Source organism: Mycolicibacterium xanthum (assembly GCF_019710635.1).
GTDB classification, from domain to species: Bacteria; Actinomycetota; Actinomycetes; order Mycobacteriales; family Mycobacteriaceae; genus Mycobacterium; species Mycobacterium xanthum.
This window is the reverse complement of record NZ_JAIFZS010000025.1, coordinates 118,354-143,847: the sequence shown is the minus strand read 5'-3', so window position 1 is coordinate 143,847 and position 25,494 is coordinate 118,354. Positions and strand designations below refer to the sequence as shown.

Sequence of the window (25,494 nt, the reverse complement as noted above, 5' to 3'; positions counted from 1 at the left end):
ATGTCTGTGACCGACCCCACCTTCTATCGAACCCCGGCGGCGGCAGTGGCCGCAGATCCCGAGCACCTGGCCTACGTCGCCGCGTTCGATCCGGCGGGAACGCAGCACGACGCGCTGGCCGTGGTCGACTGCGATCCGGACGCCCCGACGTACGGCACCGTGGTCGGCTGGGCGGAACTGCCGACGGCGGGCAACGAATTGCACCACTTCGGCTGGAACGCCTGCTCGAGCGCGCTGTGCCACGCCGGTCACGGCGACCATCACGCCCACGAGCACACGGCGCCGCTCGAGCGCCGCTACCTGCTGGTGCCGGGCATCCGGTCGTCGGACACCTACGTGCTGGACACCAAACCCGATCCGCGCGCCCCGGCGCTGACCCGCACCATCGGCGCCGCCGAGTTGGCCGGCAAGGCGGGCTACTCGCGGCCGCACACCGTGCACTGCGGGCCGGGCGGCATCTTCATGTCGGCGCTGGGCGGCGCGAACGGGAACGACGGCCCCGGCGGGGTCGCGCTGATCGACCACGACACCTTCGAGGTGATCGGGCCCTGGGAGGTCGACCACGGCGAGCAGTTCTTCGCCTACGACGTGTGGTGGCACCTGCAGTACGACACGGTCATCACCTCGGAGTGGGGCAGCCCGCCGATGATCGAGGACGGGCTGCGGCCCGACGACCTGCTCGGCCGCAGGTACGGGCACCACCTCAACTTCTGGAGCATGTCCGACCGGAAGCTGACCCAGCGGATAGACCTGGGTGATCAGCACCAGATGGTGCTCGAACTGCGCCCGGCCCACGATCCGACCAAGCCGTACGGCTTCGCCGGCGTGGTGATCAGCGTCGAGGATCTGTCGGCGTCGGTGTGGCTGTGGCACCGCGATGACGACCGGTGGGCGGTCGAGAAGGTGATCACCATCCCCGCCGAGCCGGCCGACGTCGACGATCTGCCGCCCGCACTCAAGCCGTTCGGCGCGGTGCCACCGCTGGTCAGCGACATCGACCTGTCGGTCGACGACCGCTGGCTCTACGTCTCCTGCTGGGGCACAGGGGAACTCAAGCAGTTCGACGTCGCCGATCCGCACCGTCCCCGGGAGACCGGTTCGGTGCGCGTCGGCGGCATCGTCGGCCGGGTACCCCACCCCGCGGCCCCCGACCTGGCGCCCAGGGGCGGGCCGCAGATGGTGGAGATCAGCCGCGACGGGCGCCGCGTGTATGCCACCAACTCGTTGTACGCGGCCTGGGACGACCAGTTCTATCCCGACGGCGTGGGTGCGTGGATGGCCAAGTTCGACGCGGACACCGACGCGGGCGGTCTGGCGCCCGACGCTCGGTTCTTCCCGCACGGTGACGACTTCCGCGGCTTGCGCGTCCACCAGACCCGGCTGCAGGGCGGTGATGCATCCAGCGATTCGTACTGCTTCGCCAGCTGACAGCAGAGCGGGCCCGGCGCCGGTTCAGCCCTGGGCCCGGCCCGCCGCGAGATGCGTCAGGAACCAGTCGCGGGCCAGTTCCGCCACGATCTCCAGCGCACCCGGCTCCTCGAACAGATGGGTGGCACCGGGGATCACCCGGATCTGGCACTCGACCCGAATCGCCTGCTGGGCTTGCCGGTTCAGCCCGAGCACCACCTCGTCGCGGCCGCCGACGATCAGCAGGGTCGGTGCGTCGACCCGGGCGAGCCACTCACCCGCGAGGTCGGGCCTGCCGCCCCGCGAAACCACGGCCTTGACGTCGACTCCCGGATCGGCGGCCGCGCGCAGCGCCGCACCGGCGCCGGTGCTCGCCCCGAACAACCCGACCGGCAACGCCGCGGTGTCGGCCTGGCCGGCCAGCCACCCGACGACGCCGACCAACCGGCGCGCCAGCAACGCGATGTCGAAGACGTTGGCGCGGTTGGCTTCCTCCGCGGGCGTCAGCAGGTCGAACAGCAGGGTGGCGAAGCCGGCCTCGTTGAGCACGTCGGCGACGAAGATGTTGCGCGCGCTGAACCTGCTGCTCCCGCTGCCGTGGGCGAACACCACCACACCCCTGGGCCGTGGCGGGATCGTCAGGTGGCCGGCGACGCGCACCGCCCCCACTGCGATCTCGACCTCTTCGTCGCGGACCGGCGGCGTGCGCCGAGCTGACGTGTCCATATCGCCTCCCCACCCGAGAATAAGCCCGGCGGGGGCGGCGACGGGCCGGTCTGCCGGCCCGGCCCTCACCCCAGTTTGCGGTCCGCGTGATCGCCGGGGAAGCGACCGTTGAGCGCCTCGACCATGCGACCGATCGCGCGGAGGTCGCCCTCACCGCTACGGATGGAACGCCGCAGCACGCTGACCGCGCTCATATCGCCGGCCGTCATCGACACGGTCAGCCGCTTGACCTGTTTGGCGAGGTCGGCCTCGAGCTCCGACCGCAGCGTCGCCAGCAAGCCCCGGAAGTAGTCGGCCTGCATCGCATCGGCCGCCGCCGAGGCGTGCTCGTTCGCGGTCATCGGAGAAAATTAACGCGTTCAGCCAGGTACCGCCAGCTGTGACGAAGGCCTTACCCGCAGAATTTGACGGGTGTAAAGATTGGCCCCACGCTTGGTGCATGCGCGACTTCAGTGAAGAGGCGGTCATCGGCCAGATCATCGAATCCCTCACCGATACCTACGCCGACCTACCGCCCAGCGAGGTCGAGCACGTCGTGCGCGCCGCGCTCACCCGATTCACCGACAGCCCTGTCCGTGAGTTCGTGCCACTGTTCGTCGAACGGCGTGCCCGCACCGAACTGTCCCGGCGCACCTCGGCCCTGGTCTTCTCCACCTGAGCGCCACGCCGGCGCAATCCAACCGTGTCCGGTTTCGAAGCGCAGACCTAAGCGACTATCAGGTTCCTCTCAGGAAGTCCCCATAACTTCAAAGGTGCAAGACATCCCCCGATACGCTCGGCCCGCCACCAACCCCCCCTGGGTGGCGGGCCGAGATCTTTCCTACCGTCCCTACCGTCCCGAAAGCTCGCGGCGGTCACAGCCCGGCCGCTAATGTTCGCGGTGTACCGGCACGCATTCGACGACGCGGGGATGACACATGATTCGCCAGACGCTCGCAGCCGGCGCGATCGCCGCCACCGCCCTGTGCACCGCCCCTGCCGCGATCGCTCAGCCGGGCCCGATATTCCCCGATGACCCCGGCCACTACTCGACCGACGTACCGGGCATGAATTACGACGCCCACCTCTCCGGACCGTGCACCAACATGGGCCGGTTCACGTTCGGCCGCGGACCGGGCGGCGAGGCGCTGCAGTGCCGGTGGATCCCCAATCAGTGGCCACCGATCTACACCGGGTTCTGGCAGGCGGCCTACGAGTTGCACGGCGTTCAGGACATCGGCAGCCCGTGCCCGCAACCGCAGGCCGCCGCACAGGCGCCGGACGGCCGTCCCCTGCTGTGCCTCGGCGCCCAGGGGTGGCAACCCGGCATCCTCACCAGCGCGGGGTTCACGCCCGTCTGATCGACGGCTCGGCAACCCACCGACCGGCAGAGCCGGTGAACCCCCTGCGCCGGGTGTGCGATCATCCGAAGCACGTCCGGAAGGGACGTCGACGGGGGACGTCGAGGAAAGCCGTCGAGGGAGGGCTCTGACATGCGTCGCCGGCTCGTGGCGCCGATCGCCACCACGGCCGTTCTCAATGGCGTCCGCCTGACACAGTGGAACGCGACCTGACGCCTTGACCCCGCAGATCAGCGCGGCCGGCCCGAGCCAGTCCGCCGAACTGGCCGACGTCGCCGCGGCCACCTTCCCGCTGGCCTGTCCACCGACATCCACCGCCGAGGACATCGGCGCGTTCATCGCCGAGAACCTGTCGGACGCCCGCTTCACCGAGTACCTCGCCGACCCCGACCGAGACGTGCTCGTCGCCACCGAAGACGGCCGAATCATCGGCTACGCCATGATGATCCGCGGCGTCCCCGACGACCCGGACGTGGTGCGCGCGGTGGTCGACCGCCCGGCCGTCGAGCTGTCGAAGATGTACGTGCTGCCGGAGGCGCACGGCGCCGGCGCGTCCGCGGCCCTGATGCGCGGCGCGCTCGCCCACGCGGCGAGGACGGGCGCGGCGTGCGTGTGGCTCGGCGTCAACCAGCAGAACCGGCGCGCCCAGCGGTTCTACGCCAAGCACGGCTTCACCGTCGCCGGCACCAAGACGTTCCGGCTCGGCAGCGAGATCGAGCAGGACTACGTGATGGTGCGCCCGGCCTGACCGGCCGCGGTCAGCGCCAGCAGCCGCGAGGTCGCCCGCAGGTACTTCTTGCGGAACCCGCCGGCCAGCATCTCGTCGCTGAAGATCGTGTCGAGCTTGGCGCCGGAGGCCACCACCGGGATCCCGGCGTCGTAGAGCCGATCGGTCAGCGACACCAACCGCAGCGCCACGTTCTGGTCGTCGATCGGGTGCACGCCGGTGATGTAGATCTCGCTCACCCCTTCGATCAGCGTCAGATAGCGCGACGGGTGCATGGTGGCCAGATGGGCGCACAGTCCGTCGAAGTCGTCCAGCGTCGCGCCGTCCACCCGGGCCGCGCGGTCGGCCACCTCGGCGTCGCTCGGCGGTTCCGGCGCCGGCGGAAGCCCCCGGTGCCGGTAGTCGGGTCCCTCGATGCGCACCGTGGTGAACATCGCGGCCAGGGTGTGGATCTCGCGCAGGAAGTCCTGTGCGGCGAACCGGCCCTCGCCGAGCTGCTCGGGCAGCGTGTTGGACGTCGCCGCAACCGACACCCCGCGCTCCACCAGCGCCGAGAGCAGCCGCGAGATCAGCGTGGTGTTGCCCGGATCGTCGAGCTCGAACTCGTCGATACAGACCAGCGCGTAGTCCGACAGCAGGTCGATGCATTCCACGAAGCCGAACACCCCGGCGAGCTGGGTGAGCTCACCGAACGTCGCGAACGCCCGCTTGGATTCCGCCTCCCCGACGGCCTCCCCGACGGCGTAGTACGACGACGCCAGCAGGTGGGTCTTGCCGACACCGAACCCGCCGTCGAGGTACACCCCGACCCCGGGCAGCACCGCCCGCTTGCCGAACAGCTTCTTCTTGCCGGCCCGGCGCTGCAGCGCCTGCTCACAGAACCGGCGGCACGCCTGCACCGCGGCGGCCTGCGACGGCTCCGCCGGATCCGGCCGGTAGCTGTCGAAGCCCACCTCGGCGAACGTCGGGGGCGGAATCAGTTGTGCGATCAACCGCTCCGGGGTGACGCTGGGCTGTCGGTCGACCAGATGGGCGACATCGCTGGACCCGTGCATGCAGGCACCTTAACGGCGTGCTGTGATTCTTCGTATGTCCGAGCAGGGTGACGGGACGCAGTTCACAATGTTGGGCTCGGCCGGGCGGATCTCCGGGCGCGAGCTCGTCGCGCGCTACTCCTACCCCGACCGCATCGCCACCAGCTGGGTGCGCGGCAACATGGTCAGCTCCGCCGACGGCGGCGCCACCAGCGGCGGCAAATCCGGCGCACTGGGCGGCGACGGCGACCGCGCGGTGTTCGCCGCCCTGCGTGAGCTCGCCGACGTGATCGTCGTCGGCGCATCCACCGCTCGGGTGGAGAACTACTCGGGAGTGCAGTTCTCCGCTGTCCAGCGCGAGGAGCGCCGGCGCCGCGGCCAGTCCGAGGTGCCGCCGATCGCGGTGCTCACCCGCTCCGGCCGACTGGACCGCGAGGCCAAACTGTTCCACCGCACCGAGGTCGCCCCGTTGGTGCTGACCTGCACAGAAGCGACTGCCGCCACCCGTTCCCGCCTCGGCGGGCTCGCCGAGGTCATCGACTGCTCCGGGGTCGAGCGGGACTCCGTCGACCTCCGGCGGGCGCTCGGCGAACTCGCCGACCGGGGCCTCACCCGGGTGCTGACCGAGGGCGGGCCCGGCATCCTGGCCATGTTCATCGCGGCCGACCTGCTCGACGAGATGTGCCTGACGCTGGCCCCGGTGCTGGTCGGGGGTGAGTCGGGGCGCATCGTGAGCGGTCCCGGCGAGGCCCGCGCGGCGATGACCCTGCAGCAGGTGCTGACCGACGAGGACGGCTATCTGTTCCTGCGCTACACCCGGGATCGCACCGAGACGACCGGCTGAGACCGATCAGTAGTGTGGTCGGCATGCGTGATCTGCGTCCGGCGCCGGGACCCGGGTGGGGCGGCCGCACCGCGCCTCGCGTGCGTGTCGTGGCGGCCGTCGTGCTGTCCGTGCTGGTCGCGGGTTGCGCACCCGGGCTGGCCGCCAACCCCCGCTACGCCACCGACGCCGGCGCGGGCCCGCAGGGCGAGCCACAGACCACCGAGGCTCCCGCCGGTCCGCCGCCGGTGGAGGCCCCGAAGAACGACCTGTCCTGGCGGGACTGCACATCACGGGTGTTCACCGGCGCCGGCGTCGACCCGGTGCCCGGCGTCAGCCTCGACTGCGCCAGCTACGACGCCGACCTCGACCCGATCAGCGGGGCCAGCGGGACCGTGGGCATCGGGGTGGTCCGGGCGCGGTCGGCCGACACCCCCGCCGATGCGGGGCCGCTGGTGATGACGACCGGCTCGGATCTCCCGTCGTCGGTTCAGCTGCCGGTGTGGTTGTCCCGATCCGGCGCCGACGTGCTCAAACAGCACCCCGTCGTGTCGGTGGACCGGCGTGGCATCGGCATGTCCGGCGCGCTGAACTGCCGCGACGTCTACGACCGGCAGGAGATGTTCGACCAGGCCCAGTTCCAGTCCGGCGACGACCCGGTGGCCAACCTCGGCGCCATCACGATGACGGCCACCACCAACTGCACCGACACCATCGCCCCCGGCGACTCCGCCTACGACAACGCGCACGCCGCCGAGGACCTCGAGCGGCTCCGCACCACCTGGGACGTCCCGGCACTGGCCCTGCTCGGGGTCGGCAACGGCGCGCAGGTGGCACTGGCCTACGCCGGTTCCCACCCGAGCAAGGTGGCCAGGCTGGTGCTGGACTCGCCGCTGCCGCTCGGCATCGGCGCGGAGGCCGCCACCGAGCAGCGCGTCAAGGGCGAGCAGGCCGCGCTGGACGCGTGGGCCACCCAGTGCGTGGCGGCGAACTGTCCGCTGGGCTCGGACCCCAAGGACGCGGTCGGCGCGCTGCTGGACGCGGCACGGGCGGGCCGCGGGCCCGGCGGCGCCTCGGTGGCCGCCGTCGCCGACGCCATCTCCACCGCACTGGCCTATCCGCGCGGCAGCCGGGTCGACGCCGTGACCGATCTCGCGCTGGCGGTCGCCGACGCCCGCTCCGGGGACACCAGCCGGCTGAACAACCTGATCAACCAGGCCGAGTCGCTGCGCCAGACCGACGGCCAGTTCGTCAACGCCTGCAGCGACGCCCTCAACCGGCCGACCCCCGACCGGGTCCGGGAACTCGTCGTGGCCTGGGGCAAGATGTACCCCCAGTTCGGCACCGTCGGCGCGCTGGACATGGTCAAGTGCCTGAACTGGCCCAGCGGCAGCACGCCCAAGGACCCCAGCGACCTGAAGATCCCGACCCTGCTGCTCGGTGTGCAGAACGACCCGATCGTGGGCAACGAGGGCGTCGCGGCGGTCGCGGCGACCGCGATCAACGCGGGCTCGTCGAACCGCCGGGTGATCTGGCAGGGCGTCGGGCACGGCGCGTCGATCTTCTCGCCCTGTGCGCTGCCGCCGGTGATCGGCTACCTGGAATCCGGCGAGGTGCCCGAGACCGACACGTACTGCCCGGCCTGACATGCCCGCCACCGGCGTCGGTGTACGGTGCGCACGTGCGTGATCTTGTTCTGGCGGCCTTCCGGCCTCGCACGTCTGCACCGACCACCGCGACGGTCCTGCGGTCGGTGCTGTGGCCCCTGGCGATCCTGACGGTCTTCCACCGCAGCTATGTGCTGGTGTTGAACCGGTACATCACCGACGACTTCGCGCCGGTCTACCGGGCGGCCGTGCGCTTCAAGCTCGGCCTGGACATCTACGACGAGAACTTCACCCAGGTGGATCCGCACTATCTCTATCCGCCGGGCGGCACGCTGATCATGGCACCGTTCGGCTATCTGCCCGAGGTGGCCTCGCGCAACTGGTTCATCTTCTTCAACGCGCTGGCCGTCGTGCTCGCGGGCTACTTCCTGTTGCGGCTGTTCGGGTTCACGCTGTCCTCGGTGGCCGCACCGGCGCTGCTGCTGGCGATGTTCTGCACCGAGAGCGTGTCCAACACGCTGATCTTCGGCAACGTCAACGGCGTGATCCTGCTGCTGGAGGTGCTGTTCTTCCGGTGGCTGCTGGACGGCAACCGCAACAGCGAGTGGCTGGCGGGGGTGTCCATCGGGCTCACCCTGGTGGTCAAACCCCTTCTGGCGCCGCTACTTCTGCTCCCGCTGGTCAGCAGGCAGTGGCGGGCGCTGGCGGCAGCGTTCATCGTGCCGGTGGTCTTCAACCTCGCGGCGTGGCCGCTGATCAACGACCCGATGGGGTTCATCACCCGCACGGTGCCCTACATCTTCTCCACCCGCGACTACTTCAACAGCTCGATCCTGGGCAACGGCATCTACTACGGCCTGCCGATGTGGCTGATCATGTTGCTGCGCATCGCCTTCGCCGCTCTCGGCGTGGCAGCGCTGTGGCTGTTGTATCGCTACTACCGGACCCGCGACCCGTTCTTCTGGATGCTGACGTCCTCGGGTGTGTTGCTGCTGACCTCGTGGTTGGTGCTCTCGCTGGGCCAGGGCTACTACTCGATCGCACTGTTCCCGTTCCTGATGACGGTGGTACTGCCGAACTCGGTGATCCGCAACTGGGTGGCCTGGCTGGCGGCCTACGGTTTCCTGACCATGGACCGGTTCCTGTTGTGGCAGCTGCCGACGACCGGGCGTGCGATGGAATACCTCAAGATCACCTACGGCTGGTCGCTGATGTTGATCGTGGTGTTCTGCGTACTGCTGTTCCGCTATCTGGACGCCCGCAAGGACGGTCGGCTCGACGACGGCATCGATCCGCTCTGGCTCACGGCCGCACCGAAGGACGCCACCCCCGCATCCGCCGCCGGCGGGTAGCCTGACAGCCATGGCAGCGACAGGTCCGGAGTCCGGCCCGCAACTGGTCCTCAGCGACGACGAGTGGCGCCGGCGACTCAGCCCGCAGGAGTTCGCGGTGCTGCGCCGGGCGGGTACCGAACGACCGTTCACCGGCGAATACACCAACACCAAGGCCGAGGGCGTGTACCAGTGCCGCGCCTGCGGTGCGGAACTGTTCCGCAGCAGCGAGAAGTTCGAATCCCACTGCGGCTGGCCGTCTTTCTTCGATCCGGCCGACTCCGATGCGGTGATCCTGCGTACCGACGACTCGCTGGGCATGCGCCGCGTCGAGGTGCTGTGCGCCAACTGCCACAGCCACCTGGGCCATGTCTTCGAGGGCGAGGGCTACCCGACGCCGACCGATCAGCGCTACTGCATCAACTCGATCTCGCTGCGGCTCGTCCCGGCCGAGGCCTAGGAGCGGGCCGGGCGCTTCGGCAATTCGCCTGCGGCCTCGGCATTCTCGACTCCCCCGGCCGCCGCCGGAAAGGTTCCTACGGTAGCGCGGAGACGAGCTGCTCGACGGACACCCGCGGCCCGGTGAAGAACGGGGTCTCCTCGCGGACGTGCCGACGGGCGTCGGTCGCGCGCAGGTCGCGCATCAGATCGACGATGCGGTGCAGTTCCGGGGCCTCGAACGCCAGCAACCATTCGTAGTCCCCCAGCGCGAACGCCGGCACGGTGTTGGCACGGACATCCTTGTAGTCGCGCGCGGCCATGCCGTGCTCGGCGAGCATGCGCCTGCGCTCGTCGTCGGGCAGCAGGTACCAGTCCAGCGACCGGACGAACGGGTACACGCAGATGTAGGCACCCGGATCCTCGCCGGCCAGGAACGCCGGGATGTGACTCTTGTTGAACTCGGCGGGGCGGTGCAACGCCACGCTGCTCCAGACCGGCGTCGAGGCCCGGCCCAGCGCCGTGGTGCGACGGAAGTCCGCGTAGGTCGCCTGCAGCGCTTCCACGCTCTCCGCGTGGGTCCACATCATGAAGTCGGCGTCGGCACGCATACCGGCGACGTCGTAGAGCCCGCGCACGACCACCCCGTTGTCCTCCTGATGCTTGAGGAACGTCGCGGTCTCGTCGACGACGGCCGCACGCGCGTCCTCGTCGTAGCCCAGCGCGCCCTGGCGGACGGCGAACACGGAGAACATCAGGTAGCGGATGGTGGAGTTGAGGGTGTCGTAATCCAGCTTGGCCATCCGCCTATCGTGCCATCAGCGCGGCGGCCGCCTTCGTCGCGGCCGCCACACACGCGGGTACGCCGATGCCGTCGAGGTAGCCGCCCGCGACGGTCAGCGTCGGGGGCAGCCCGGCCCGCACGTCGGCCGCCACCTCGGCGTGCCCGGGCCCGTACTGCGGCATCGCGTCGATCCAGCGCACCACACGGCAGTCCACCGGCTCGGCCGAGACGCCGAACAGCGCCTCCAGGTCCTGGGCCGACCAGGCCAGCAGCTCCTCGTCGCCGGTGTGGGCCGCGATCGAGTCGCCGAACCGCCCGAACGACAGCCGCAGCAGCTCCACGCTGCCGCGCCGCCCCCACTTGCGCGACGACAGCGTGACCGCCTTGGTGTGCAGCCCGGTGCGGCCGGCGACCAGCACCCCGGACTGCTCGGGCAGCGGGGTGCCGCCGGGCAGTGCCAGCGCCACCACCGCCGCCGAGGCGACCGGGATCGTGCGGGCCGCGGCTGCGCTGCGGGGCGCCAGGCCGGCGACCAGTGCAGGCAGCCGGGGGGCGGGAACGGCGAGCACCACACCCTCGGCGCGCCAGACCGCGCCCTCGTCGTCGGTCAGCTCCCAGGCGCCCGGAGCGCCCTGCACACGGTGCACCGCGACCTGCGCCCAGCGCAGCCGTGAGCGCCGGACGAGTTCGTCGATCAGCACGCTGTAGCCGCCGTCGACCGCGCCGAACACCGAGCCCGCCGTCGGCGGTGGCAGCGCCGCGGTCACCGCCGCGGTGAGGTTCGGCGCGCCGCGGTCCAGTGCCGCGGCCACCGTCGGCGCCGCAGCCCGAAGTCCGATCGTCGCGGCCGAACCGGCGTACACACCGGCCAGCAGCGGATCCACCGAGCGGGTCACCACCTGCTCGCCGAACCGGTCACCGACCAGCTCGGCGACCGATGGGTCGGCGCCCGCCCGCCAGTGCAGCGGCCGGTGGGGCTCATCGGCCATCCACCGGATCGTCGCGTCGTCGACAAGACCGGTCAGCGCCGACGGCCGCGACGGGATCCCGTTGACGGTGCCCTCGGGCAGGGGGTGCAGGCGGTTCTCGGAGTAGATCAGCGGGCGGGCCCCCGACGTCGCGATCTGCCTGCCGGCCAACCCCAGCTCGGCCAGCAGCGCGGGCACCTCGGGCCGACGGGCGACGAAGGCCTCGGCGCCGACGTCCATCGGCTGGCCGCCGATGCGCTCGGTGCGCAGGATGCCGCCCAGTCGGTCGGCGGGGTCGAGCACGGTGATGTCCGCGTCCGGGCCCGCCGCCGCCCGCAGCCGGTAGGCCGCGACCAGCCCCGAGATGCCGCCACCGACGATGCAGAACGACGTGCTCACAGCTCGTGCACCAGGGCCACGGCGTCGGTGATCACGTCGGGATCGGTGCCGGGCAGCACCCCGTGCCCGAGGTTGAACACGTGGCCTACCGCGCCGGCGTCGATCGCGCGCCTGCCGTCCTCGACCACCGACCGCACCGCACGCTGCACCACCGGCCAGCCCGCCAGCAGCACCACCGGGTCGAGGTTGCCCTGAAGCGCGCACCCGCGCTGCACCCGCCCGGCCGCGTCGGTCAGCGACGTCCGCCAGTCCACCCCGACCGTCGCGGGCACACCGTGCCCGGCCACCGCCTCGGACATGGCGCCGAGCAACTCGGCGGTGCCGACCCCGAAGTGGGTCATCGGCACCCCGCGATCGGCCAGCGCCGCGAACACCCGGTCGCTGTGCGGCAGCACATAGCGGCGGTAGTCGGCCAGCGACAGCGTGCCGGCCCACGAGTCGAACACCTGGATGGCGTCCACCCCGGCATCGACCTGGGCGCGCAGGAACGCGATCGTGATGTCGGTCAGCGCCGTCATCAGGGCGTGCCAGGTGGCGGTCTCGCCCAGCATCATCGCCTTGGTGCGTTCGTGGTTGCGGCTGGGCCCACCCTCGACGAGGTAGGACGCCAGCGTGAACGGCGCCCCGGCGAAGCCGATCAGCGGGACGTCGCCGAGTTCGCCGGTCAGCCGCGTGACGGCGGTGGCCACCGGCGCCACCCGCTGCGGGTCCAGCGGCGCGATCGCCGCGACGTCGGCGGGCGTGCGGACCGGGCGCTCGATCACCGGACCCACGTCGGGCACGATGTCGAGCGCGATACCCGCCGCGCGCAGCGGCACCACGATGTCGGAGAACAGGATCGCCGCGTCCACACCGTGCCGGCGCACCGGCTGCAGGGTGATCTCGGTGATCAAGTCGGCATCGAAGCAGGCCTGCATCATCGTGTTCTTCGCCCGAAGTGCCCGGTACTCGGGCAGCGACCGACCGGCCTGGCGCATCATCCACACCGGCACCCGGTGCGGTTTGCGACCGGCGACGGCGGCCAGGTAGGGGGATTCGGGCAGCTCGCGGCGCGTATTCATCGCCCCCCATGCTGCCATGTCCCCGACGCGTCCGGATCGGCGCGCCATGACCACAGACCTGCCCGAATGGACTACCGTCAGACGGCGTGACCACCGCCGAACCGGCTCAGTTCCGCGAAGCGGTGGCGGCGATGAATGCCACCACCGTTCGACCGGAGATCGAGCTCGGTCCCATCCGGCCGCCGCAGCGTCTGGCGCCGTACAGCTACGCGCTCGGCGCCGAGATCAAGCATCCCGAGACCGCGATCATCCCGGAGCGCTCCGAGGGCGACGCGTTCGGCAGGCTCATCCTGCTGCACGATCCCGAGGGTGCCGAAGCCTGGGATGGCACGATGCGCCTGGTCGCCTACATCCAGGCCGACCTCGACTCCAGCGAGGCGGTGGATCCGCTGCTGCCCGAGGTGGCGTGGAGCTGGTTGGCCGATGCGCTGGAGCAGCGTGCCGAGCACACCACCGCGCTGGGTGGCACGGTCACCGCCACCACCTCGGTGCGCTACGGCGACATCTCCGGCCCGCCCCGCGCCCACCAGCTCGAGCTGCGCGCCTCGTGGACCGCCACCGATCTGAACCTCGGCCCCCATGTGGAGGCGTTCTGCGAGGTGCTCGAACATGCCGCAGGATTGCCGCCCGCCGGGGTGACCGACCTGAGCTCGCGCACCCGCGCCTGACCTCGATGCCCGACACCGAACCCGATGGATCCGCCGCGGAAACCGGGGAGCAGGACGCAGCCGAACAGCCGGCACCAGAGGCCACGCCGCTGCTCGCCCCGCGCGACGGCGTTCCCGACGTCTCGGTCAGTCGCAGCGAGATCGCCGGGGCCGCCGAGCTTCTCGCCTCGGGCACCGGCCCGTTTGCGGTCGACGCCGAGCGCGCCTCGGGCTTTCGCTACTCCAACCGCGCCTACCTGGTGCAGGTCCGTCGCGCCGGGGCCGGAACCGTCCTGATCGACCCGGTCGGTCACGGGGGCGATCCGGTCGAGGTGCTGGCCCCGGTCGCGCAGGTGCTGGCCACCGACCAGTGGGTGCTGCACGCCGCCGACCAGGACCTGCCGTGCCTGGCCGAGATCGGCATGCGCCCGACCACGCTGTACGACACCGAGCTCGCCGGTCGGCTGGCCAACTTCGACCGGGTCAACCTCGCCGCGATGGTGCAGCGCCTGCTCGGCCTCCAGCTGACCAAGGGCCATGGCGCGGCGGACTGGTCGAAGCGGCCCCTGCCCGATGACTGGCTGAACTACGCGGCGCTGGACGTGGAGGTGCTCGCCGAACTGCGCGACGCCATCGCAGAGCTGCTCGACGAGCAGGGCAAGTCCGAATGGGCACGTCAGGAGTTCGAGCATCTGCGCACGTTCGAGGGGGCCCCGACCCGTCGCGACCGTTGGCGCCGGACCTCGGGCATTCACAAGGTGCGCGACCCGCGCACCCTGGCCGCGGTGCGGGAGTTGTGGACCACCCGTGATGCGATCGCCCGGCGTCGCGACATCGCCCCGGGCCGGATCCTGCCCGACAGCGCGATCATCAACGCCGCCACCGTCAACCCCGACACCGTCGACAAGCTCACCGCGTTGCCCGTGTTCGGCGGCTCCAAGCAGCGCCGTAGCGCGCGGGTGTGGCTGGAGGCCCTCGACCGGGCCCGTGCCGCCGAACCTCCCAGCGCGCACGAACCGTCCAACGGCCCGCCGCCGGCATCGCGGTGGGCCAGGCGCAAGCCCGAAGCCGCGGCCCGGCTGGAGGCGGCCCGCGCCGGCCTGGCCGACGTCGCCGAACGGTTCTCGGTGCCGGTGGAGAACCTGTTGGCGCCCGACACCGTCCGCCGGTTGTGCTGGGACTGGGAGGCGACGACCGACACCGCCGCGGCCGTCGAGCGGTTCCTGGCGGATTCCGGGGCCCGTCAGTGGCAGCGCGAACTCACCGTCCCGGTGTTGGCGCAGGCCCTGGCCGAACCGGACTGACCTGCGTCAGTCCAGGCCGAATCGACTGACTCCGTCAGTCCAGGTGTTCGCTGACTTCCCGATCGGTCACCGTGGTCCCGAGGGCGGCCACCCAGCCGGTGATCTGCCGGGCGATGTTCTGTTCGGTCAGCCCGACCGACGCGAGCACCTCACCCCGCGACGCGTGGGCGAAGAACTCCTGGGGCAGCGCCGCGTCGCGGCACGGTACGTCGATCTCGGCGCGCCGCAGCGCACCCGAGACCGCCGATCCCACGCCGCCGTGCTCTCCGTTGTCCTCGAGCGTGACGACCAGCTTGTGGCCGACGGCCAGCGTCGCGATCTGGGCGGGCACCGGAAGCACCCAGCGGGGGTCGACCACCGTCACGCCGATGCCCTGGTTGCGCAGCCGCTCGGCGATCGCCAGCGCCATCGACGCGAACGGGCCGACGGCGACCACCAGCACGTCCGAGGACAGCCCGTCGGCGGGCACCGCGAGGACGTCCACCCCGTCGCACCGCTCGACTGCCGGAACATCCTGGCCCACATCGCCTTTCGGGAAACGCACGGCGGTGGGGCCGTCATCGACGTCGAGCGCCTCGGCCAGTTCCTCGCGCAGCCGGGCTCCGTCGCGTGGCGCCGCGACGCGCATGCCGGGCACCACACCGAGGATCGACAGGTCCCAGGTGCCGTTGTGGCTGGCGCCGTCCGGCCCGGTGATCCCCGAGCGGTCCAGCACCATCGTCACCGGCAGTTGGTGCAGCGCGACGTCCATCATGATCTGGTCGAAGGCGCGGTTGAGGAACGTCGAGTAGACGGCGACCACCGGATGCAGGCCGCCCATCGCCAGCCCCGCCGCCGAGGTGATGGCGTGCTGCTCGGCGATGCCCACATCGAAGAACCGGTCCGGGAACCGCTGCCGGAACGCACTCAACCCGGTCGGACCCGGCATCGCAGCGGTGATGGCCACCACGTCGCGGCGTTTCGCGGCCAACTCGATCAGCGCGTCGGAGAATGCCGAGGTCCAGCCCGGGCCGGGCACCGAGCGGGCCAGGCCGGTCTGCGGATCGATGACGCCGCAGGCGTGCATCTGGTCGTCCTCGTCGTTCTCGGCGGGCGCGTAGCCCATCCCCTTGCGGGTGACCACGTGCACCACCACCGGCGCGTTGAAGGCGCGGGCGTGCCGCAGCGCGCTCTCGACCGCATGCTCGTCGTGGCCGTCGATCGGACCCACGTACTTCAGGCCGAGGTCGGTGAACATCACCTGCGGGGCGATCGCGTCCTTGATCCCCGCCTTGATGCTGTGCATGCACTGATAGCAGAACTCCCCGATGACGGGGACGCCACGCACCGCTTTGCGGCCCTCCTCGAGCACCCGCTCGTAGCCGGGCTGCAGGCGCAGGCCGGCGAGGTGCTCGGCGAACCCGCCGATGGTCGGGGCGTAGCTGCGGCCGTTGTCGTTGACGATGATCACCACGGGGCGACCCGAGGCGGCGATGTTGTTCAGGGCCTCCCAGCACATACCGCCGGTCAGGGCGCCGTCACCGACGACCGCGACGACGTGGCGGTTGCGGTGACCGTTGAGCTCGAAGGCCTTCGAAAGACCGTCGGCGTAGGACAGCGCCGAACTCGCGTGACTGGACTCCACCCAGTCGTGCTCGCTCTCGGCGCGCGACGGATAGCCCGACAGGCCGTCCTTCTTGCGCAGCGTGTCGAAGTCCTGGCACCGCCCGGTGAGCATCTTGTGCACGTAGGCCTGGTGACCGGTGTCGAACAGGATCGGGTCGTGCGGGGAATCGAAGACGCGATGCAGCGCCAGTGTCAACTCCACGACGCCGAGGTTGGGTCCCAGGTGCCCACCGGTGGCCGCGACCTTGTGGATCAGGAAGTCGCGGATCTCGCGGGCGAGTTCGTCCAGCTGCGCCTGAGACAGGTGCTGCAGATCAGCGGGACCGCGGATCTGTTCAAGCATTAGGTCAGTGTACGCACGCGGGCGAAGGTCAGTCCTGTCGAGCCTGGTACACGTCGGGCACCCCGTCGTGGTCGGCGTCGACCTCCTCGTCGCGGCAAATGCGCCGGTAGGCACGGTTTCTGGAGAGCAGCAGCACCGAGGCGAGCGCGGCGGCCAACAGTGATCCGGACAACACGCCGATCTTCACGAATTCGTCACGTTCTGATCCCAGTCCGTAGGCGAGGTCGCCGATCAGCAGCGAGACGGTGAAGCCGATTCCGGCCAGCATCGACACGCCCACCACGTCGATCCAGCGCAGTGAGTTGTCCAGGTTGGCGCGCGTCACCGCCGCCAGCACCCGGGTGGTGGTGAAGATGCCGATCGGTTTACCCAGCACCAGCCCCAGCACGATGCCCAGGGTGATCGGATCGCTGAACGCCCGGGCCAGGCCGGACAGCCCGCCGATACTCACGCCCGCGGCGAAGAAGGCGAACACCGGGATCGCGAAGCCGGCCGAGATCGGGCGCAGCAGGTGTTCGAAGTGTTCGGCCATGCTCGCGCCGACCTTCTGGCCGTTCCTGGTCGCCGGGCGCAGCACCGGCACCGCGAACCCGAGCAGCACGCCGGCGACGGTGGCGTGCACACCGGACTCGTGCACCAGGGTCCATGTGACGACTCCCAGTGGCACCAGGATCCACCACGACTGCACCCCGCGCTGCACGCAGATCGTGAACAGCGCCAGCGGCACCAGCGCGCCGAGCAGCGCATACACGTTGATCGAATCGGTGTAGAACACCGCGATCACCGTCACCGCGAGCAGATCGTCGACGACCGCCAGAGTCAGCAGGAAGGTGCGCAGCGCCGAGGGCAGGTGCGTGGAGATGACCGCCAGCACCGCGACCGCGAACGCGATGTCGGTGGCCGTCGGGATCGCCCAGCCGCGCAACGCCCCGTCGCCGACCTGCGCGGTGACCGCGACGAAGATCAGCGCGGGCACCACCATCCCGCCGACCGCCGCGGCGATCGGCAGCGCGGCGCGGCCCGGGTCACGCAGGTCACCGGCGACGAACTCGCGTTTGAGCTCGAGCCCGACGACGAAGAAGAAGATCGCCAGCAGCCCGTCGGCGGCCCACTCCCCGATGCTCAGGTCCAGGTGCAGGCCCAGCCAATGCCCGCCGGCGACGAAGTCGCGCACCCCGAAGTAACTTTCCTTCCACGGCGAATTGGCCCACACCAGGGCGGCTCCGGCCGCCACCAGCAGGATCACGCCGCCGACGGTCTCCTTGCGCAGGATCTCGGAGATCCTGCTGGTCTCCGACCACGATCCTCGCGAGAACAGCGCTCGTGGGATTCGTCCTCGGGGTTTTGAAATCACCATCTGCCTTCGGTTGGAGTCGACAAGATCGCGCCGACCAGGCTTCCCGGCTCACCTGTCGGCAATGCTATGCCACCCCTGTCGATCACGCCGACTATCGACGCAGCACTGCGACGCATTCCACGTGGTGGGTCAACGGGAACGAGTCGAACACGCGCAGCTTCTCGACCTGATAGCCGCGCTCTCGATACAGTCCGACGTCACGTGCGAAAGATGCTGCCTCGCAACCGATGTGAATGATCCTCGGCACCTCGGCGGCGGACAACAGGTCGATCACCTCGCGGCCGGCGCCGGTGCGGGGCGGATCGAGCACGGCGACGTCGGCGCGGCCGCGCTGCGCTGCCAGCGCGCGGCGCACCGAGTCGGTGAGCACCGAGACGTACCCGAGGTCGGCCAGCGTGGCCCGGGCGGCACGGGAGGCCCCACGGGAGGTGTCCACGGTGAGCACCTTGCCGGTGTCGCCGACGCCCGCCGCCAGCGCCGCGGCGAACACGCCCGCCCCTCCGTAGAGATCCCAGGCCGTCATGCCGGGTCGCAGCTCCGCCCACTCGGCCACCAGCGCGCTGTAGAGGGCGGGCGCGTCGCGGTGCGCCTGCCAGAACGCGGTGACCGGGATGTGCCAGGTTCGCTCCCCCACCCGCTGCACGGCCTCGTAGCCACCCTCGAGGACCGTCGTGCGACGCCCGCCGCGCTCCCCGGCCGACACCACGTGCCGCACACCGTCGTCGTCCAGCACCACGTGCAGGTGGGCGCCCACGGGCCAGCGCTTCCCGGCCACGTCGGCGATCAGCGGCGCGGGAAGCTGCGCACAGTCGAGCCGGTGCACCAGCTCGGCGCTGTGGTAGCGGTGGAATCCGGCCCGCCCGTCGGGCGCGACGGCCAGGCGCACCCGGGTGCGCCATCCGGTGGCACCCTGCTGCCCGACCGGCTCGGCGGTCGCCTCCTGTTCGTCGCGCCAGCGGTAACCGCCAAGGCGCGCAAGCTGATTGGCCACCACCGCACCCTTGAGCCGGCGCGCCGCCGCTGGGTCGACGAACGCGAGATCACAACAGCCCGCGCCGTGCGGACCGGCGATCGGGCACAGCGGCGCCACCCGGTCGGCGGCGGGTTCGAGCACCTCGATCGCCTCGGCGTTCCAGTACGACCGGTCCTGGCCCGTCCCGCCGGTCAGGCGGACCCGGACCGTCTCGCCGGGCAGCGCGTAGCGCACGAACACCACCCGGCCCTCGTAGCGGGCCACGCAACTGCCGCCGTTGGCCGGGGCACCGGTGGTCAGCGTCAGCTCATCGGCGGCACCCGGGCTCAACCCAGGAACCCCTTGCGCGCATCACCGGGCGCGGACTGCGGCTCCAGGTTCTTGAGCCGCTCCGACGACGACAGCTGCCACGGCACCGACGTCACCATCACGTTCGGCTCGAACAGCAGCCTGCCCTTGAGCCGCAGGGCGCTCTGGTTGTGCAGCACCTGCTCCCACCAGTGCCCGACCACGTACTCGGGGATGAACACCGTGACCACGGTGCGCGGGGAATCCTTGGACACCCGTTTGACGTACTCGAGCACGGGCCGGGTGATCTCCCGGTAGGGCGAGGCGATGACCTTCAGCGGCACGCTGATGTCGCTGTCCTCCCACTTGTGCACCAGCTCGCGGGTCTCGGCGTCGTCGACGCTGACGGTGATCGCCTCCAGCACGTCGGGGCGGGTCGCCCTGGCGTAGGCCAGCGCGCGCAGCGTCGGCAGGTGCACGTTGGACACCAGCACGACGGCGTGGTTGCGGCTGGGCAGCACGATGTCCTGCGTCTCGGCCGCGCGCAGCGCGAGCTCGCGGCTCACCGCGGCGTAGTGACTGTGGATCATCTTCATGATGACGAACAGCCCGCCCATCGCCAGGATCGCGATCCACGCGCCGGCCACGAACTTGGTGATCACGACGATGATCAGCACGGTGCCGGTACAGAGGAAGCCGATGGTGTTGATCACCCGGGACCGCTTCATCGCGCTTCGCGCGTTCGGCTCGGTCTCGGTGCGCAGCAGCCGCGTCCAGTGCCGCACCATGCCGATCTGGCTCAGTGTGAACGACACGAACACGCCGACGATGTAGAGCTGGATCAGCGAGGTGACCTGCGCCTGGAACGCCACCACGAAGGCGACCGCGCCGAAGGCCAGGAACAGGATCCCGTTGGAGAACGCCAGCCGGTCGCCGCGGGTGTGCAGCTGACGGGGCAGGTAGCGGTCCTGCGCCAGGATCGAGCCGAGCACCGGGAATCCGTTGAACGCGGTGTTGGCGGCCAGCACCAGGATCAGCGCGGTGACGCCGGCGATCAGGTAGAGGCCGACCGGGAAGTCGTGGAACACCGCGTCGGCCAGCTGCGCCACCAGGGTCTTCTGGTGGTAGTCGGCGGGCGCGCCGACGAGTTGTTCGAGGGGGCGTTCGGCGATCTGCACGCCGGTCGCCCTGGCCAGCATGATGATGCCCATGAACAGCGAGATCGCGATCAGGCCCAGCATCAGCAGCGTGGTCGCCGCGTTGCGGGACTTGGGCTTCCGGAACGCCGGGACGCCGTTGCTGATCGCCTCGACCCCGGTCAACGCGGCGCTGCCGGAGGAGAACGCCCGCGCGACCAGGAACACCATCGCGAAACCGAGCACCTCGCCGTGCTCGGCGTGCATCTCGAAATCCGCCGACTCCGCACGCAGCGGGGTGCCCAGGACGTAGATCTGGAAGAACCCCCAGGCCAGCATCGCGTACATCCCGATCATGAACGCATAGGTGGGAATCGCGAACGCGGTGCCGGATTCGCGGATGCCGCGCAGGTTCAGCGACGCCAGCACGATGATCGCGAACATCGCGAACCACACCTTGTGGTGCTCGACGAACGGCACCGCCGAGCCGATGTTGGTCATCGCCGAGGACATCGACACCGCAACGGTCAGCACGTAGTCCACCATCAGCGCGCTGGCGACGGTGAGTCCGGCGGTGGGACCGAGGTTCGTGGTCACCACCTCGTAGTCGCCGCCGCCGGACGGATACGCGTGCACGTTCTGCCGGTAGGAGGCGATGACGATGAGCATCACCCCGGCGATCACCAGCCCGATCCACGGCGCCATCGAGTAGGAGGCCAGCCCGGCCACCGAGAGCACCAGGAAGATCTCCTCGGGGGCGTAGGCCACCGAGGACAACGCGTCGGAGGCGAAGACCGGCAGGGCTATCCGCTTGGGCAGCAGGGTGTGCGAGAGCTTGTCGCTGCGAAACGGCCGACCCAGCACCAGGCGCCGGGCGACCGTCGAAAGCTTGGACACGAGTGCCAACACTAAGCCCGCAGACCCTTCGCCGTCGGAAAGCGGTAGCGTTCTCCGGGCGCGGGTTGTACAACCGCAGACCCGCGGACGCCACGTCTGGCTCCGGCCGGGAAGGACCGTCAGGTGCGTGTAGTGGTCATGGGCTGCGGCCGGGTGGGCGCATCCCTATCGGACAGCCTGGCCAGGATCGGCCACGACGTCGCGGTGATCGACCGCGACGGCACCGCGTTTCACCGGCTCTCCCCCGAGTTCCCCGGGGAGCGGGTGCTCGGGATGGGCTTCGACCGCGACGTGCTGGTCCGGGCCGGGATCGAGGACGCCGCGGCGTTCGCGGCGGTGTCCTCCGGCGACAACTCCAACATCATCTCGGCCCGGGTCGCCCGGGAGACCTTCGGCGTGCCGCGGGTGGTGGCACGCATCTACGACGCCAAGCGGGCGGCGGTCTACGAGCGGCTCGGCATCCCGACGGTCGCCACCGTGCCGTGGACCACCGACCGGCTGTTACACGTGCTGACCCGCGACACCGAGACCACCAAATGGCGCGACCCCACCGGAAACGTCGGCGTCGCCGAGCTCGCGCTGCACGAGGACTGGGTGGGCCGCAAGATCACCGAGCTGGAGACCGCGACCGCGGGCCGGGTGTCGTTCATGATCCGGTTCGGAGCCGGCCTGCTGCCCGATGCCAAGACCGTGATCCAGGCCGGTGACCAGGTCTATCTGGCGGCCATCTCCGGTCACATCGCCGAGGCCCTGGCCATCGCGGCGCTGCCGCCGGGCGAGGAGGCGGAGGAGTGATGCCGCGCAGGCGAGGAGCGGCGCAGATGAACACCGCCGACGACGATCATGAGGAGCGGCGCAGATGAACACCGCCGACGACGATCATGAGGAGCGGCGCAGATGAAAGTCGCGATCGCCGGGGCCGGCGCGGTCGGCCGGTCCATCGCCCGCGAGCTCGTCGACACCCATGAGGTCACGCTGCTCGAGCGCGACCCCGACCATATCGACGTCGATGCGATCCCGGCGGCGCACTGGCGGCTGGGCGACGCCTGCGAGCTGAGCCTGCTGGAGTCGGTCAGGCTGGAGGAGTTCGACGTGGTCATCGCCGCGACCGGCGACGACAAGGCCAACGTGGTGGTCAGCCTGCTGTCCAAGACGGAGTTCGCGGTGCCGCGTGTGGTGGCCCGGGTGAACGACCCCCGCAACGAGTGGCTCTTCGACGAGGCCTGGGGCATCGACGTGGCGGTGTCCACCCCGCGCATGCTGGCGTCGCTGGTCGAGGAGGCGGTGTCGGTCGGCGATCTGGTGCGGTTGATGGAGTTCCGCCAGGGCCAGGCCAACCTGGTGGAGATCACGCTGCCCGATGACACCCCGTGGGGCGGCAAGCCGGTCAAACGCCTGGAGCTGCCCCGTGACGCCGCGCTGGTGACCATTCTGCGCGGCCCGCGGGTGATCGTGCCCGAGGGCGACGAGCCGCTGGAGGGCGGCGACGAGCTGCTGTTCGTCGCGGTCGCCGAGGTCGAGGACCAGCTACGCGAGTTGCTGCTGCACCCCGCTCAGCGCTGAGCGTCGTCGCGGGTTCCGTCCTGCCCGGCCGCGGCCGAGACGTCCGGCCCACCCTCGGCGGCGTCCCGCGCACGCAGCGCGTGCTGTGCGCGACGGATCGCCAGGTAGGTGACCAGCGCCGCGACCGCGGTCAGCGGCCAGCCCATCGCGATGCGGGCCACGCCGAGCCAGCCGGTCTCGTCGGCGTCGTAGAGGTGGTGCTGGACGACGAAGCGTGAGGTGAAGACGGCGACCCAGACCAGGGTCGCGACGTCGAAGGCGAGCACCGCTTGCCGGACGTCGCGCCAGTGCCGGTCGGTGGCGTGCACCCAGCCCCAGATGTAGCCGACCACCGGCCTGCGGATCACCACCGAGACGGTGAACACCACCGCCCAGAACAGCGATGTCCAGATGCCCAGCAGAAAATAGCCCTTGGATGCGCCGACCAGGTAGGCGATCAACGCGCTGATCCCGACGGCGAAGAAACCCGAGATGGCGGGCTGGGCGGACTCACGGCGGACCAGCCGCCAGATCAGGATCAGCGTCGCCACCGCCAGCGCCGCACCGATCGCGGGCATCAGCCCGAACGCCGATGAGACGGGCACGAACACCAGGACGGGCAGGGAGGAGTAGATCAGCCCGCTGATGCCGCCCATCTGCTCGAGGAGGGCACCGCCGCGCGCCGGTGAGGTCTGGTTGCCCGGTTCGGTGCCGGGATCACTCACTTCGGGATCTCTTCACTCACTTCTGGATCTCGTAGTGGGGGTTGTAGATCGCCTTGCTGCCGTTGTCCAGCTTGCCGACCCGCCCGTGCACCTTCAGCGTGCGGCCCGACTCGATGCCGGGAATGCGGCGCTGCCCCAGCCACACCAGCATCACGGAGTCGGTGCCGTCGAAGAGTTCGGCCTTCACTCCGCCCGCACAACTCTTGCCGTTGCATTCGACGCTGCGCAGGGTTCCGACCATGGTGACCTCCTGCCCGCGCTGGCAGTCGATCGCCTTCTGCGCGCCGGTGTTGGCCGGGTCCTCACTGATTTCCTCGACGTCGAGTTGCTCCGGGTCCTCGGTCAACCGACGGGTCAGCCGCCGTAGATACCCCTCGGCCGTGGCCATGGCGTTCACCTTCTGTCAATCCACTGTGGATTTGCTCAACCAAGGGCCACGGTAGCCCTCTTGTCAGCCGGATGCCACGTGGAGGCGGGCCGCCGCGCCGGGGAAATCCGCGAGCGGGCACGATCAGGGTATGGCAGTCAATCTGCGCGGCGTGACCACGGTTCTGCTTCCAGGCACCGGCTCCGACGACGACTTCGTCTACCGGGCCTTTTCGGACGCGCTGCACGACGTCGGCGCGGCCGTCGTGACGGTGGCGCCGACGCCGCGGCGCCTGCTCGGCGGCTACCGCGACGCGCTGCACGCCGCCGCGATGTCGGGACCCATCGCGGTGGGCGGAATCTCGATCGGCGCCGCCGTGGCCGCCGAGTGGGCGCTCGCGCATCCGGGCAGGGCGGTGGCGGTGCTGGCCGCGCTGCCGCCGTGGACCGGCGACCCGGATGCCGCGCCGGCCGCACTGGCCGCACGGCACTCCGCGGAGCTGCTGCGCCGCGACGGTCTGGTGTCGGCCACCGCCCAGATGCAGGCGTCCAGCCCGAAGTGGCTGGCCGACGAGCTGGCCCGGTCGTGGCTCGGGCTGTGGCCGGACCTGCCGGAGGCGATGGACGAGGCCGCGCACTACGTCGCGCCGACGACGGGGGAATTCGAGGGCCTGGACGTGCCGATGGGCGTGGTCTCGGCCGTCGACGACCCGGTACACCCGGTGGAGGTCGGCATCGAGTGGGTCTCGGCGGCGCCGGTGGCGTCGCTGCGCACGGTCAGGCTGGATCAGATCGGCGCCGATCCTGCGGTGCTGGGCGAGCAGTGCCTCGAGGCGCTGTGGGAGGCCGACAACCCGGCGCGCAGAAGCGTGCGAGGTTGACCCGTCAGCCGCCGGTGATGGTGCGCAGCTGCTGCATCGCCGAGCCCGGGGTGCTGCGGCGGGCGACGGGTTGCGGCGGCGCCTCCTGCGCAGTCGCCCGCTGCTGCTGGGCGGCGGCCTGCTCCGTGGCGGCGCGCAGTTGTGCGGCCATCGGCTCGGGTAGCTGCACCGGCAGCGGGGTGCGCACCGGCAGCGGCGTATCACCACGGCGTACAACGGTGTCGGCCAGTGCATTTCGCGCCTGTTCGGCCAGCGCGCCGATCTGCTCGAACGGGCCGTTGACCACGCAGCGGATCATCCAGCGGTAGCCGTCGACGCCGATGAAGCGGACCACGGCCGATCCCTCACCGCCGGATCCGACGACCTCGCGGCCCCAGGGCCCGTCCTCGATGCTCACCTGGGGTGCACCCTTGCGCAGCGAATCGGCGAGCTCTGAGGCGACCTCGCGCCACAGCCCGGCCGACTTCGGCGCGGCATAGGCCGCAATGGAGAAGCGGCCGTTCGGGGTGACCACCCAGATCGCGCTGGGCACACCGGTCTCGTTGACCTCGACCTGCACCTGCCCCCCCTCGGGCGTCGGGATCAGCACCGAGCCCAGGTCCAGCCGGGCCAGCGCAGCCACCGCCGGGTCGTCGAAGTCCTCGATGTCGAACGGGCCGTCCAGCTCGTCCTCAGCCTCGGCCGGGGTGACCTCGTCGGGTTCGGCGGGGGTCTCGGTGCTGTTGTCCTTGCGGTGCCGTCTCAGTGCCATTTTCCTGCCATTTCGCTGCGCGTTCGGTCAAGTG

Annotated in this window: 25 protein-coding genes and 1 pseudogene; 13 read left to right on the top strand and 13 right to left on the bottom strand. The window is 70.6% G+C overall.

Features of this window, described 5'->3' with window-relative positions; all coding sequences use genetic code 11:
• A complete protein-coding gene (locus JDV09_RS12035; protein WP_221369355.1) occupies window positions 1–1,428 on the top strand; it encodes a selenium-binding protein SBP56-related protein in 1,428 nt (475 codons plus the stop codon).
• Window positions 1,429–1,459: 31 nt separating this feature from the next.
• On the opposite strand, the pseudogene JDV09_RS12030 reads toward JDV09_RS12035, so the two are convergent.
• Window positions 1,460–2,112 (bottom strand): annotated as a pseudogene (locus JDV09_RS12030) (dienelactone hydrolase family protein); the annotation flags it as partial.
• A gap of 86 nt (window positions 2,113–2,198) precedes the next feature.
• On the bottom strand, window positions 2,199–2,474 hold the full coding sequence (locus JDV09_RS12025; protein ID WP_221369353.1) for a hypothetical protein: 276 nt from the start codon (window positions 2,472–2,474) through the stop codon (window positions 2,199–2,201).
• A gap of 98 nt (window positions 2,475–2,572) precedes the next feature.
• Between JDV09_RS12025 and JDV09_RS12020 the strand changes: the two genes are divergently transcribed.
• The 3 genes from JDV09_RS12020 (at window position 2,573) to JDV09_RS12010 (ending at window position 4,221) form a co-directional block, all read left to right on the top strand.
• Window positions 2,573–2,791 (top strand): three-helix bundle dimerization domain-containing protein, encoded by a 219-nt coding sequence (locus tag JDV09_RS12020; RefSeq protein WP_221369352.1) that lies wholly within the window; start codon window positions 2,573–2,575, stop codon window positions 2,789–2,791.
• A gap of 259 nt (window positions 2,792–3,050) precedes the next feature.
• Window positions 3,051–3,473, top strand: coding sequence for a hypothetical protein (locus tag JDV09_RS12015; protein WP_221369351.1), 423 nt, complete (start codon window positions 3,051–3,053; stop codon window positions 3,471–3,473).
• A gap of 217 nt (window positions 3,474–3,690) precedes the next feature.
• Window positions 3,691–4,221 (top strand): GNAT family N-acetyltransferase, encoded by a 531-nt coding sequence (locus tag JDV09_RS12010; protein WP_255605214.1) that lies wholly within the window; start codon window positions 3,691–3,693, stop codon window positions 4,219–4,221.
• Here the strand turns inward: JDV09_RS12010 and zapE are convergent.
• Window positions 4,197–5,255, bottom strand: coding sequence for a cell division protein ZapE (zapE, locus tag JDV09_RS12005; protein WP_221369350.1), 1,059 nt, complete (start codon window positions 5,253–5,255; stop codon window positions 4,197–4,199). The two genes, JDV09_RS12010 and zapE, sit on opposite strands and share 25 nt — an antisense overlap.
• Before the next feature lie 34 nt (window positions 5,256–5,289).
• Between zapE and JDV09_RS12000 the strand changes: the two genes are divergently transcribed.
• Genes JDV09_RS12000 through msrB form a run of 4 tightly spaced genes read left to right on the top strand, consistent with a single transcriptional unit; the run spans window position 5,290 to window position 9,455 of the window.
• Window positions 5,290–6,078: a pyrimidine reductase family protein gene (locus JDV09_RS12000; protein ID WP_221369349.1), complete on the top strand. Its 789-nt coding sequence runs from the start codon at window positions 5,290–5,292 to the stop codon at window positions 6,076–6,078.
• A gap of 23 nt (window positions 6,079–6,101) precedes the next feature.
• Window positions 6,102–7,703, top strand: coding sequence for an alpha/beta fold hydrolase (locus JDV09_RS11995; RefSeq protein WP_221369348.1), 1,602 nt, complete (start codon window positions 6,102–6,104; stop codon window positions 7,701–7,703).
• A 35-nt stretch (window positions 7,704–7,738) separates the two neighbouring features.
• Window positions 7,739–9,016 (top strand): arabinofuranan 3-O-arabinosyltransferase, encoded by a 1,278-nt coding sequence (gene aftC, locus JDV09_RS11990; RefSeq protein WP_221369347.1) that lies wholly within the window; start codon window positions 7,739–7,741, stop codon window positions 9,014–9,016.
• A gap of 10 nt (window positions 9,017–9,026) precedes the next feature.
• Entirely contained in the window at window positions 9,027–9,455 is a 429-nt protein-coding gene (msrB, locus tag JDV09_RS11985; protein ID WP_221369346.1) for a peptide-methionine (R)-S-oxide reductase MsrB, read from the top strand.
• A 76-nt stretch (window positions 9,456–9,531) separates the two neighbouring features.
• On the opposite strand, the gene hemQ is transcribed toward msrB, so the two are convergent.
• Genes hemQ through hemE form a run of 3 tightly spaced genes read right to left on the bottom strand, consistent with a single transcriptional unit; the run spans window position 9,532 to window position 12,645 of the window.
• Entirely contained in the window at window positions 9,532–10,236 is a 705-nt protein-coding gene (gene hemQ, locus JDV09_RS11980; RefSeq protein WP_221369345.1) for a hydrogen peroxide-dependent heme synthase, read from the bottom strand.
• Between the two features lie 4 nt (window positions 10,237–10,240).
• The gene (locus tag JDV09_RS11975; protein WP_221369344.1) at window positions 10,241–11,584 is read right to left on the bottom strand and encodes a protoporphyrinogen oxidase; all 1,344 of its coding nucleotides are present in this window, start codon (window positions 11,582–11,584) and stop codon (window positions 10,241–10,243) included.
• Window positions 11,581–12,645 (bottom strand): uroporphyrinogen decarboxylase, encoded by a 1,065-nt coding sequence (hemE, locus tag JDV09_RS11970; protein ID WP_221369343.1) that lies wholly within the window; start codon window positions 12,643–12,645, stop codon window positions 11,581–11,583. Before hemE ends, JDV09_RS11975 begins: the two co-directional genes overlap by 4 nt.
• 86 nt (window positions 12,646–12,731) lie before the next feature.
• Between hemE and JDV09_RS11965 the strand changes: the two genes are divergently transcribed.
• Both JDV09_RS11965 and JDV09_RS11960 read left to right on the top strand, forming a co-directional pair.
• The gene (locus JDV09_RS11965) at window positions 12,732–13,313 is read left to right on the top strand and encodes a DUF3000 domain-containing protein (protein WP_221369342.1); all 582 of its coding nucleotides are present in this window, start codon (window positions 12,732–12,734) and stop codon (window positions 13,311–13,313) included.
• Window positions 13,314–13,318: 5 nt separating this feature from the next.
• Window positions 13,319–14,596 carry a ribonuclease D gene (locus tag JDV09_RS11960; RefSeq protein WP_221369341.1) on the top strand — a complete coding sequence of 426 codons (1,278 nt, stop codon included), beginning with the start codon at window positions 13,319–13,321 and terminating at the stop codon, window positions 14,594–14,596.
• 34 nt (window positions 14,597–14,630) lie between these two features.
• On the opposite strand, the gene dxs is transcribed toward JDV09_RS11960, so the two are convergent.
• The 4 genes from dxs to JDV09_RS11940 form a co-directional block, all read right to left on the bottom strand.
• Complete coding sequence (gene dxs, locus JDV09_RS11955; RefSeq protein WP_221369340.1) at window positions 14,631–16,544, bottom strand: 1-deoxy-D-xylulose-5-phosphate synthase; 1,914 nt, start codon at window positions 16,542–16,544, stop codon at window positions 14,631–14,633.
• A gap of 28 nt (window positions 16,545–16,572) precedes the next feature.
• On the bottom strand, window positions 16,573–17,901 hold the full coding sequence (gene nhaA, locus JDV09_RS11950) for a Na+/H+ antiporter NhaA (protein ID WP_221369339.1): 1,329 nt from the start codon (window positions 17,899–17,901) through the stop codon (window positions 16,573–16,575).
• 91 nt (window positions 17,902–17,992) lie between these two features.
• On the bottom strand, window positions 17,993–19,204 hold the full coding sequence (locus JDV09_RS11945) for a class I SAM-dependent RNA methyltransferase (protein ID WP_255605213.1): 1,212 nt from the start codon (window positions 19,202–19,204) through the stop codon (window positions 17,993–17,995).
• Entirely contained in the window at window positions 19,201–21,204 is a 2,004-nt protein-coding gene (locus JDV09_RS11940) for an APC family permease (protein WP_255605212.1), read from the bottom strand. The genes JDV09_RS11945 and JDV09_RS11940 overlap by 4 nt, the downstream gene beginning before the upstream one ends.
• A 114-nt stretch (window positions 21,205–21,318) precedes the next feature.
• On the opposite strand from JDV09_RS11940, the gene JDV09_RS11935 reads away from it, so the two are divergent.
• Together JDV09_RS11935 and JDV09_RS11930 are read left to right on the top strand one after the other, a co-directional pair.
• Window positions 21,319–21,990: a potassium channel family protein gene (locus tag JDV09_RS11935; protein ID WP_221369337.1), complete on the top strand. Its 672-nt coding sequence runs from the start codon at window positions 21,319–21,321 to the stop codon at window positions 21,988–21,990.
• A 102-nt stretch (window positions 21,991–22,092) separates the two neighbouring features.
• Window positions 22,093–22,758: a potassium channel family protein gene (locus JDV09_RS11930; RefSeq protein ID WP_221369336.1), complete on the top strand. Its 666-nt coding sequence runs from the start codon at window positions 22,093–22,095 to the stop codon at window positions 22,756–22,758.
• Here JDV09_RS11930 and JDV09_RS11925 read toward each other — a convergent pair.
• Both JDV09_RS11925 and JDV09_RS11920 read right to left on the bottom strand, forming a co-directional pair.
• A complete protein-coding gene (locus JDV09_RS11925) occupies window positions 22,749–23,462 on the bottom strand; it encodes a DUF3159 domain-containing protein (RefSeq protein WP_221369335.1) in 714 nt (237 codons plus the stop codon). The genes JDV09_RS11930 and JDV09_RS11925 overlap by 10 nt on opposite strands.
• A gap of 16 nt (window positions 23,463–23,478) precedes the next feature.
• The gene (locus tag JDV09_RS11920) at window positions 23,479–23,850 is read right to left on the bottom strand and encodes an OB-fold nucleic acid binding domain-containing protein (RefSeq protein WP_221369334.1); all 372 of its coding nucleotides are present in this window, start codon (window positions 23,848–23,850) and stop codon (window positions 23,479–23,481) included.
• 130 nt (window positions 23,851–23,980) lie between these two features.
• Here JDV09_RS11920 and JDV09_RS11915 point away from each other — a divergent pair, with 130 nt between their 5' ends.
• Window positions 23,981–24,709, top strand: coding sequence for an alpha/beta fold hydrolase (locus JDV09_RS11915; protein ID WP_221369333.1), 729 nt, complete (start codon window positions 23,981–23,983; stop codon window positions 24,707–24,709).
• A gap of 4 nt (window positions 24,710–24,713) precedes the next feature.
• Here JDV09_RS11915 and JDV09_RS11910 read toward each other — a convergent pair whose 3' ends face one another.
• Window positions 24,714–25,460: a DUF3710 domain-containing protein gene (locus JDV09_RS11910; RefSeq protein ID WP_221369332.1), complete on the bottom strand. Its 747-nt coding sequence runs from the start codon at window positions 25,458–25,460 to the stop codon at window positions 24,714–24,716.
• Between the last annotated feature and the right edge of the window lie 34 nt (window positions 25,461–25,494).

What these genes read in the sequence shown, in the direction of transcription:
- JDV09_RS12035 (WP_221369355.1), top strand. Translation starts at nt 1, where the DNA reads ATGTCTGTGACCGACCCCACCTTCTATCGAACCCCGGCGGCGGCAGTG.
- JDV09_RS12025 (WP_221369353.1), bottom strand. Translation starts at nt 2,474, where the DNA reads ATGACCGCGAACGAGCACGCCTCGGCGGCGGCCGATGCGATGCAGGCC.
- JDV09_RS12020 (WP_221369352.1), top strand. Translation starts at nt 2,573, where the DNA reads ATGCGCGACTTCAGTGAAGAGGCGGTCATCGGCCAGATCATCGAATCC.
- JDV09_RS12015 (WP_221369351.1), top strand. Translation starts at nt 3,051, where the DNA reads ATGATTCGCCAGACGCTCGCAGCCGGCGCGATCGCCGCCACCGCCCTG.
- zapE (WP_221369350.1), bottom strand. Translation starts at nt 5,255, where the DNA reads ATGCACGGGTCCAGCGATGTCGCCCATCTGGTCGACCGACAGCCCAGC.
- JDV09_RS12000 (WP_221369349.1), top strand. Translation starts at nt 5,290, where the DNA reads ATGTCCGAGCAGGGTGACGGGACGCAGTTCACAATGTTGGGCTCGGCC.
- JDV09_RS11995 (WP_221369348.1), top strand. Translation starts at nt 6,102, where the DNA reads ATGCGTGATCTGCGTCCGGCGCCGGGACCCGGGTGGGGCGGCCGCACC.
- msrB (WP_221369346.1), top strand. Translation starts at nt 9,027, where the DNA reads ATGGCAGCGACAGGTCCGGAGTCCGGCCCGCAACTGGTCCTCAGCGAC.
- hemQ (WP_221369345.1), bottom strand. Translation starts at nt 10,236, where the DNA reads ATGGCCAAGCTGGATTACGACACCCTCAACTCCACCATCCGCTACCTG.
- hemE (WP_221369343.1), bottom strand. Translation starts at nt 12,645, where the DNA reads ATGAATACGCGCCGCGAGCTGCCCGAATCCCCCTACCTGGCCGCCGTC.
- JDV09_RS11960 (WP_221369341.1), top strand. Translation starts at nt 13,319, where the DNA reads ATGCCCGACACCGAACCCGATGGATCCGCCGCGGAAACCGGGGAGCAG.
- dxs (WP_221369340.1), bottom strand. Translation starts at nt 16,544, where the DNA reads ATGCTTGAACAGATCCGCGGTCCCGCTGATCTGCAGCACCTGTCTCAG.
- nhaA (WP_221369339.1), bottom strand. Translation starts at nt 17,901, where the DNA reads ATGGTGATTTCAAAACCCCGAGGACGAATCCCACGAGCGCTGTTCTCG.
- JDV09_RS11930 (WP_221369336.1), top strand. Translation starts at nt 22,093, where the DNA reads ATGAAAGTCGCGATCGCCGGGGCCGGCGCGGTCGGCCGGTCCATCGCC.
- JDV09_RS11920 (WP_221369334.1), bottom strand. Translation starts at nt 23,850, where the DNA reads ATGGCCACGGCCGAGGGGTATCTACGGCGGCTGACCCGTCGGTTGACC.
- JDV09_RS11915 (WP_221369333.1), top strand. Translation starts at nt 23,981, where the DNA reads ATGGCAGTCAATCTGCGCGGCGTGACCACGGTTCTGCTTCCAGGCACC.
- JDV09_RS11910 (WP_221369332.1), bottom strand. Translation starts at nt 25,460, where the DNA reads ATGGCACTGAGACGGCACCGCAAGGACAACAGCACCGAGACCCCCGCC.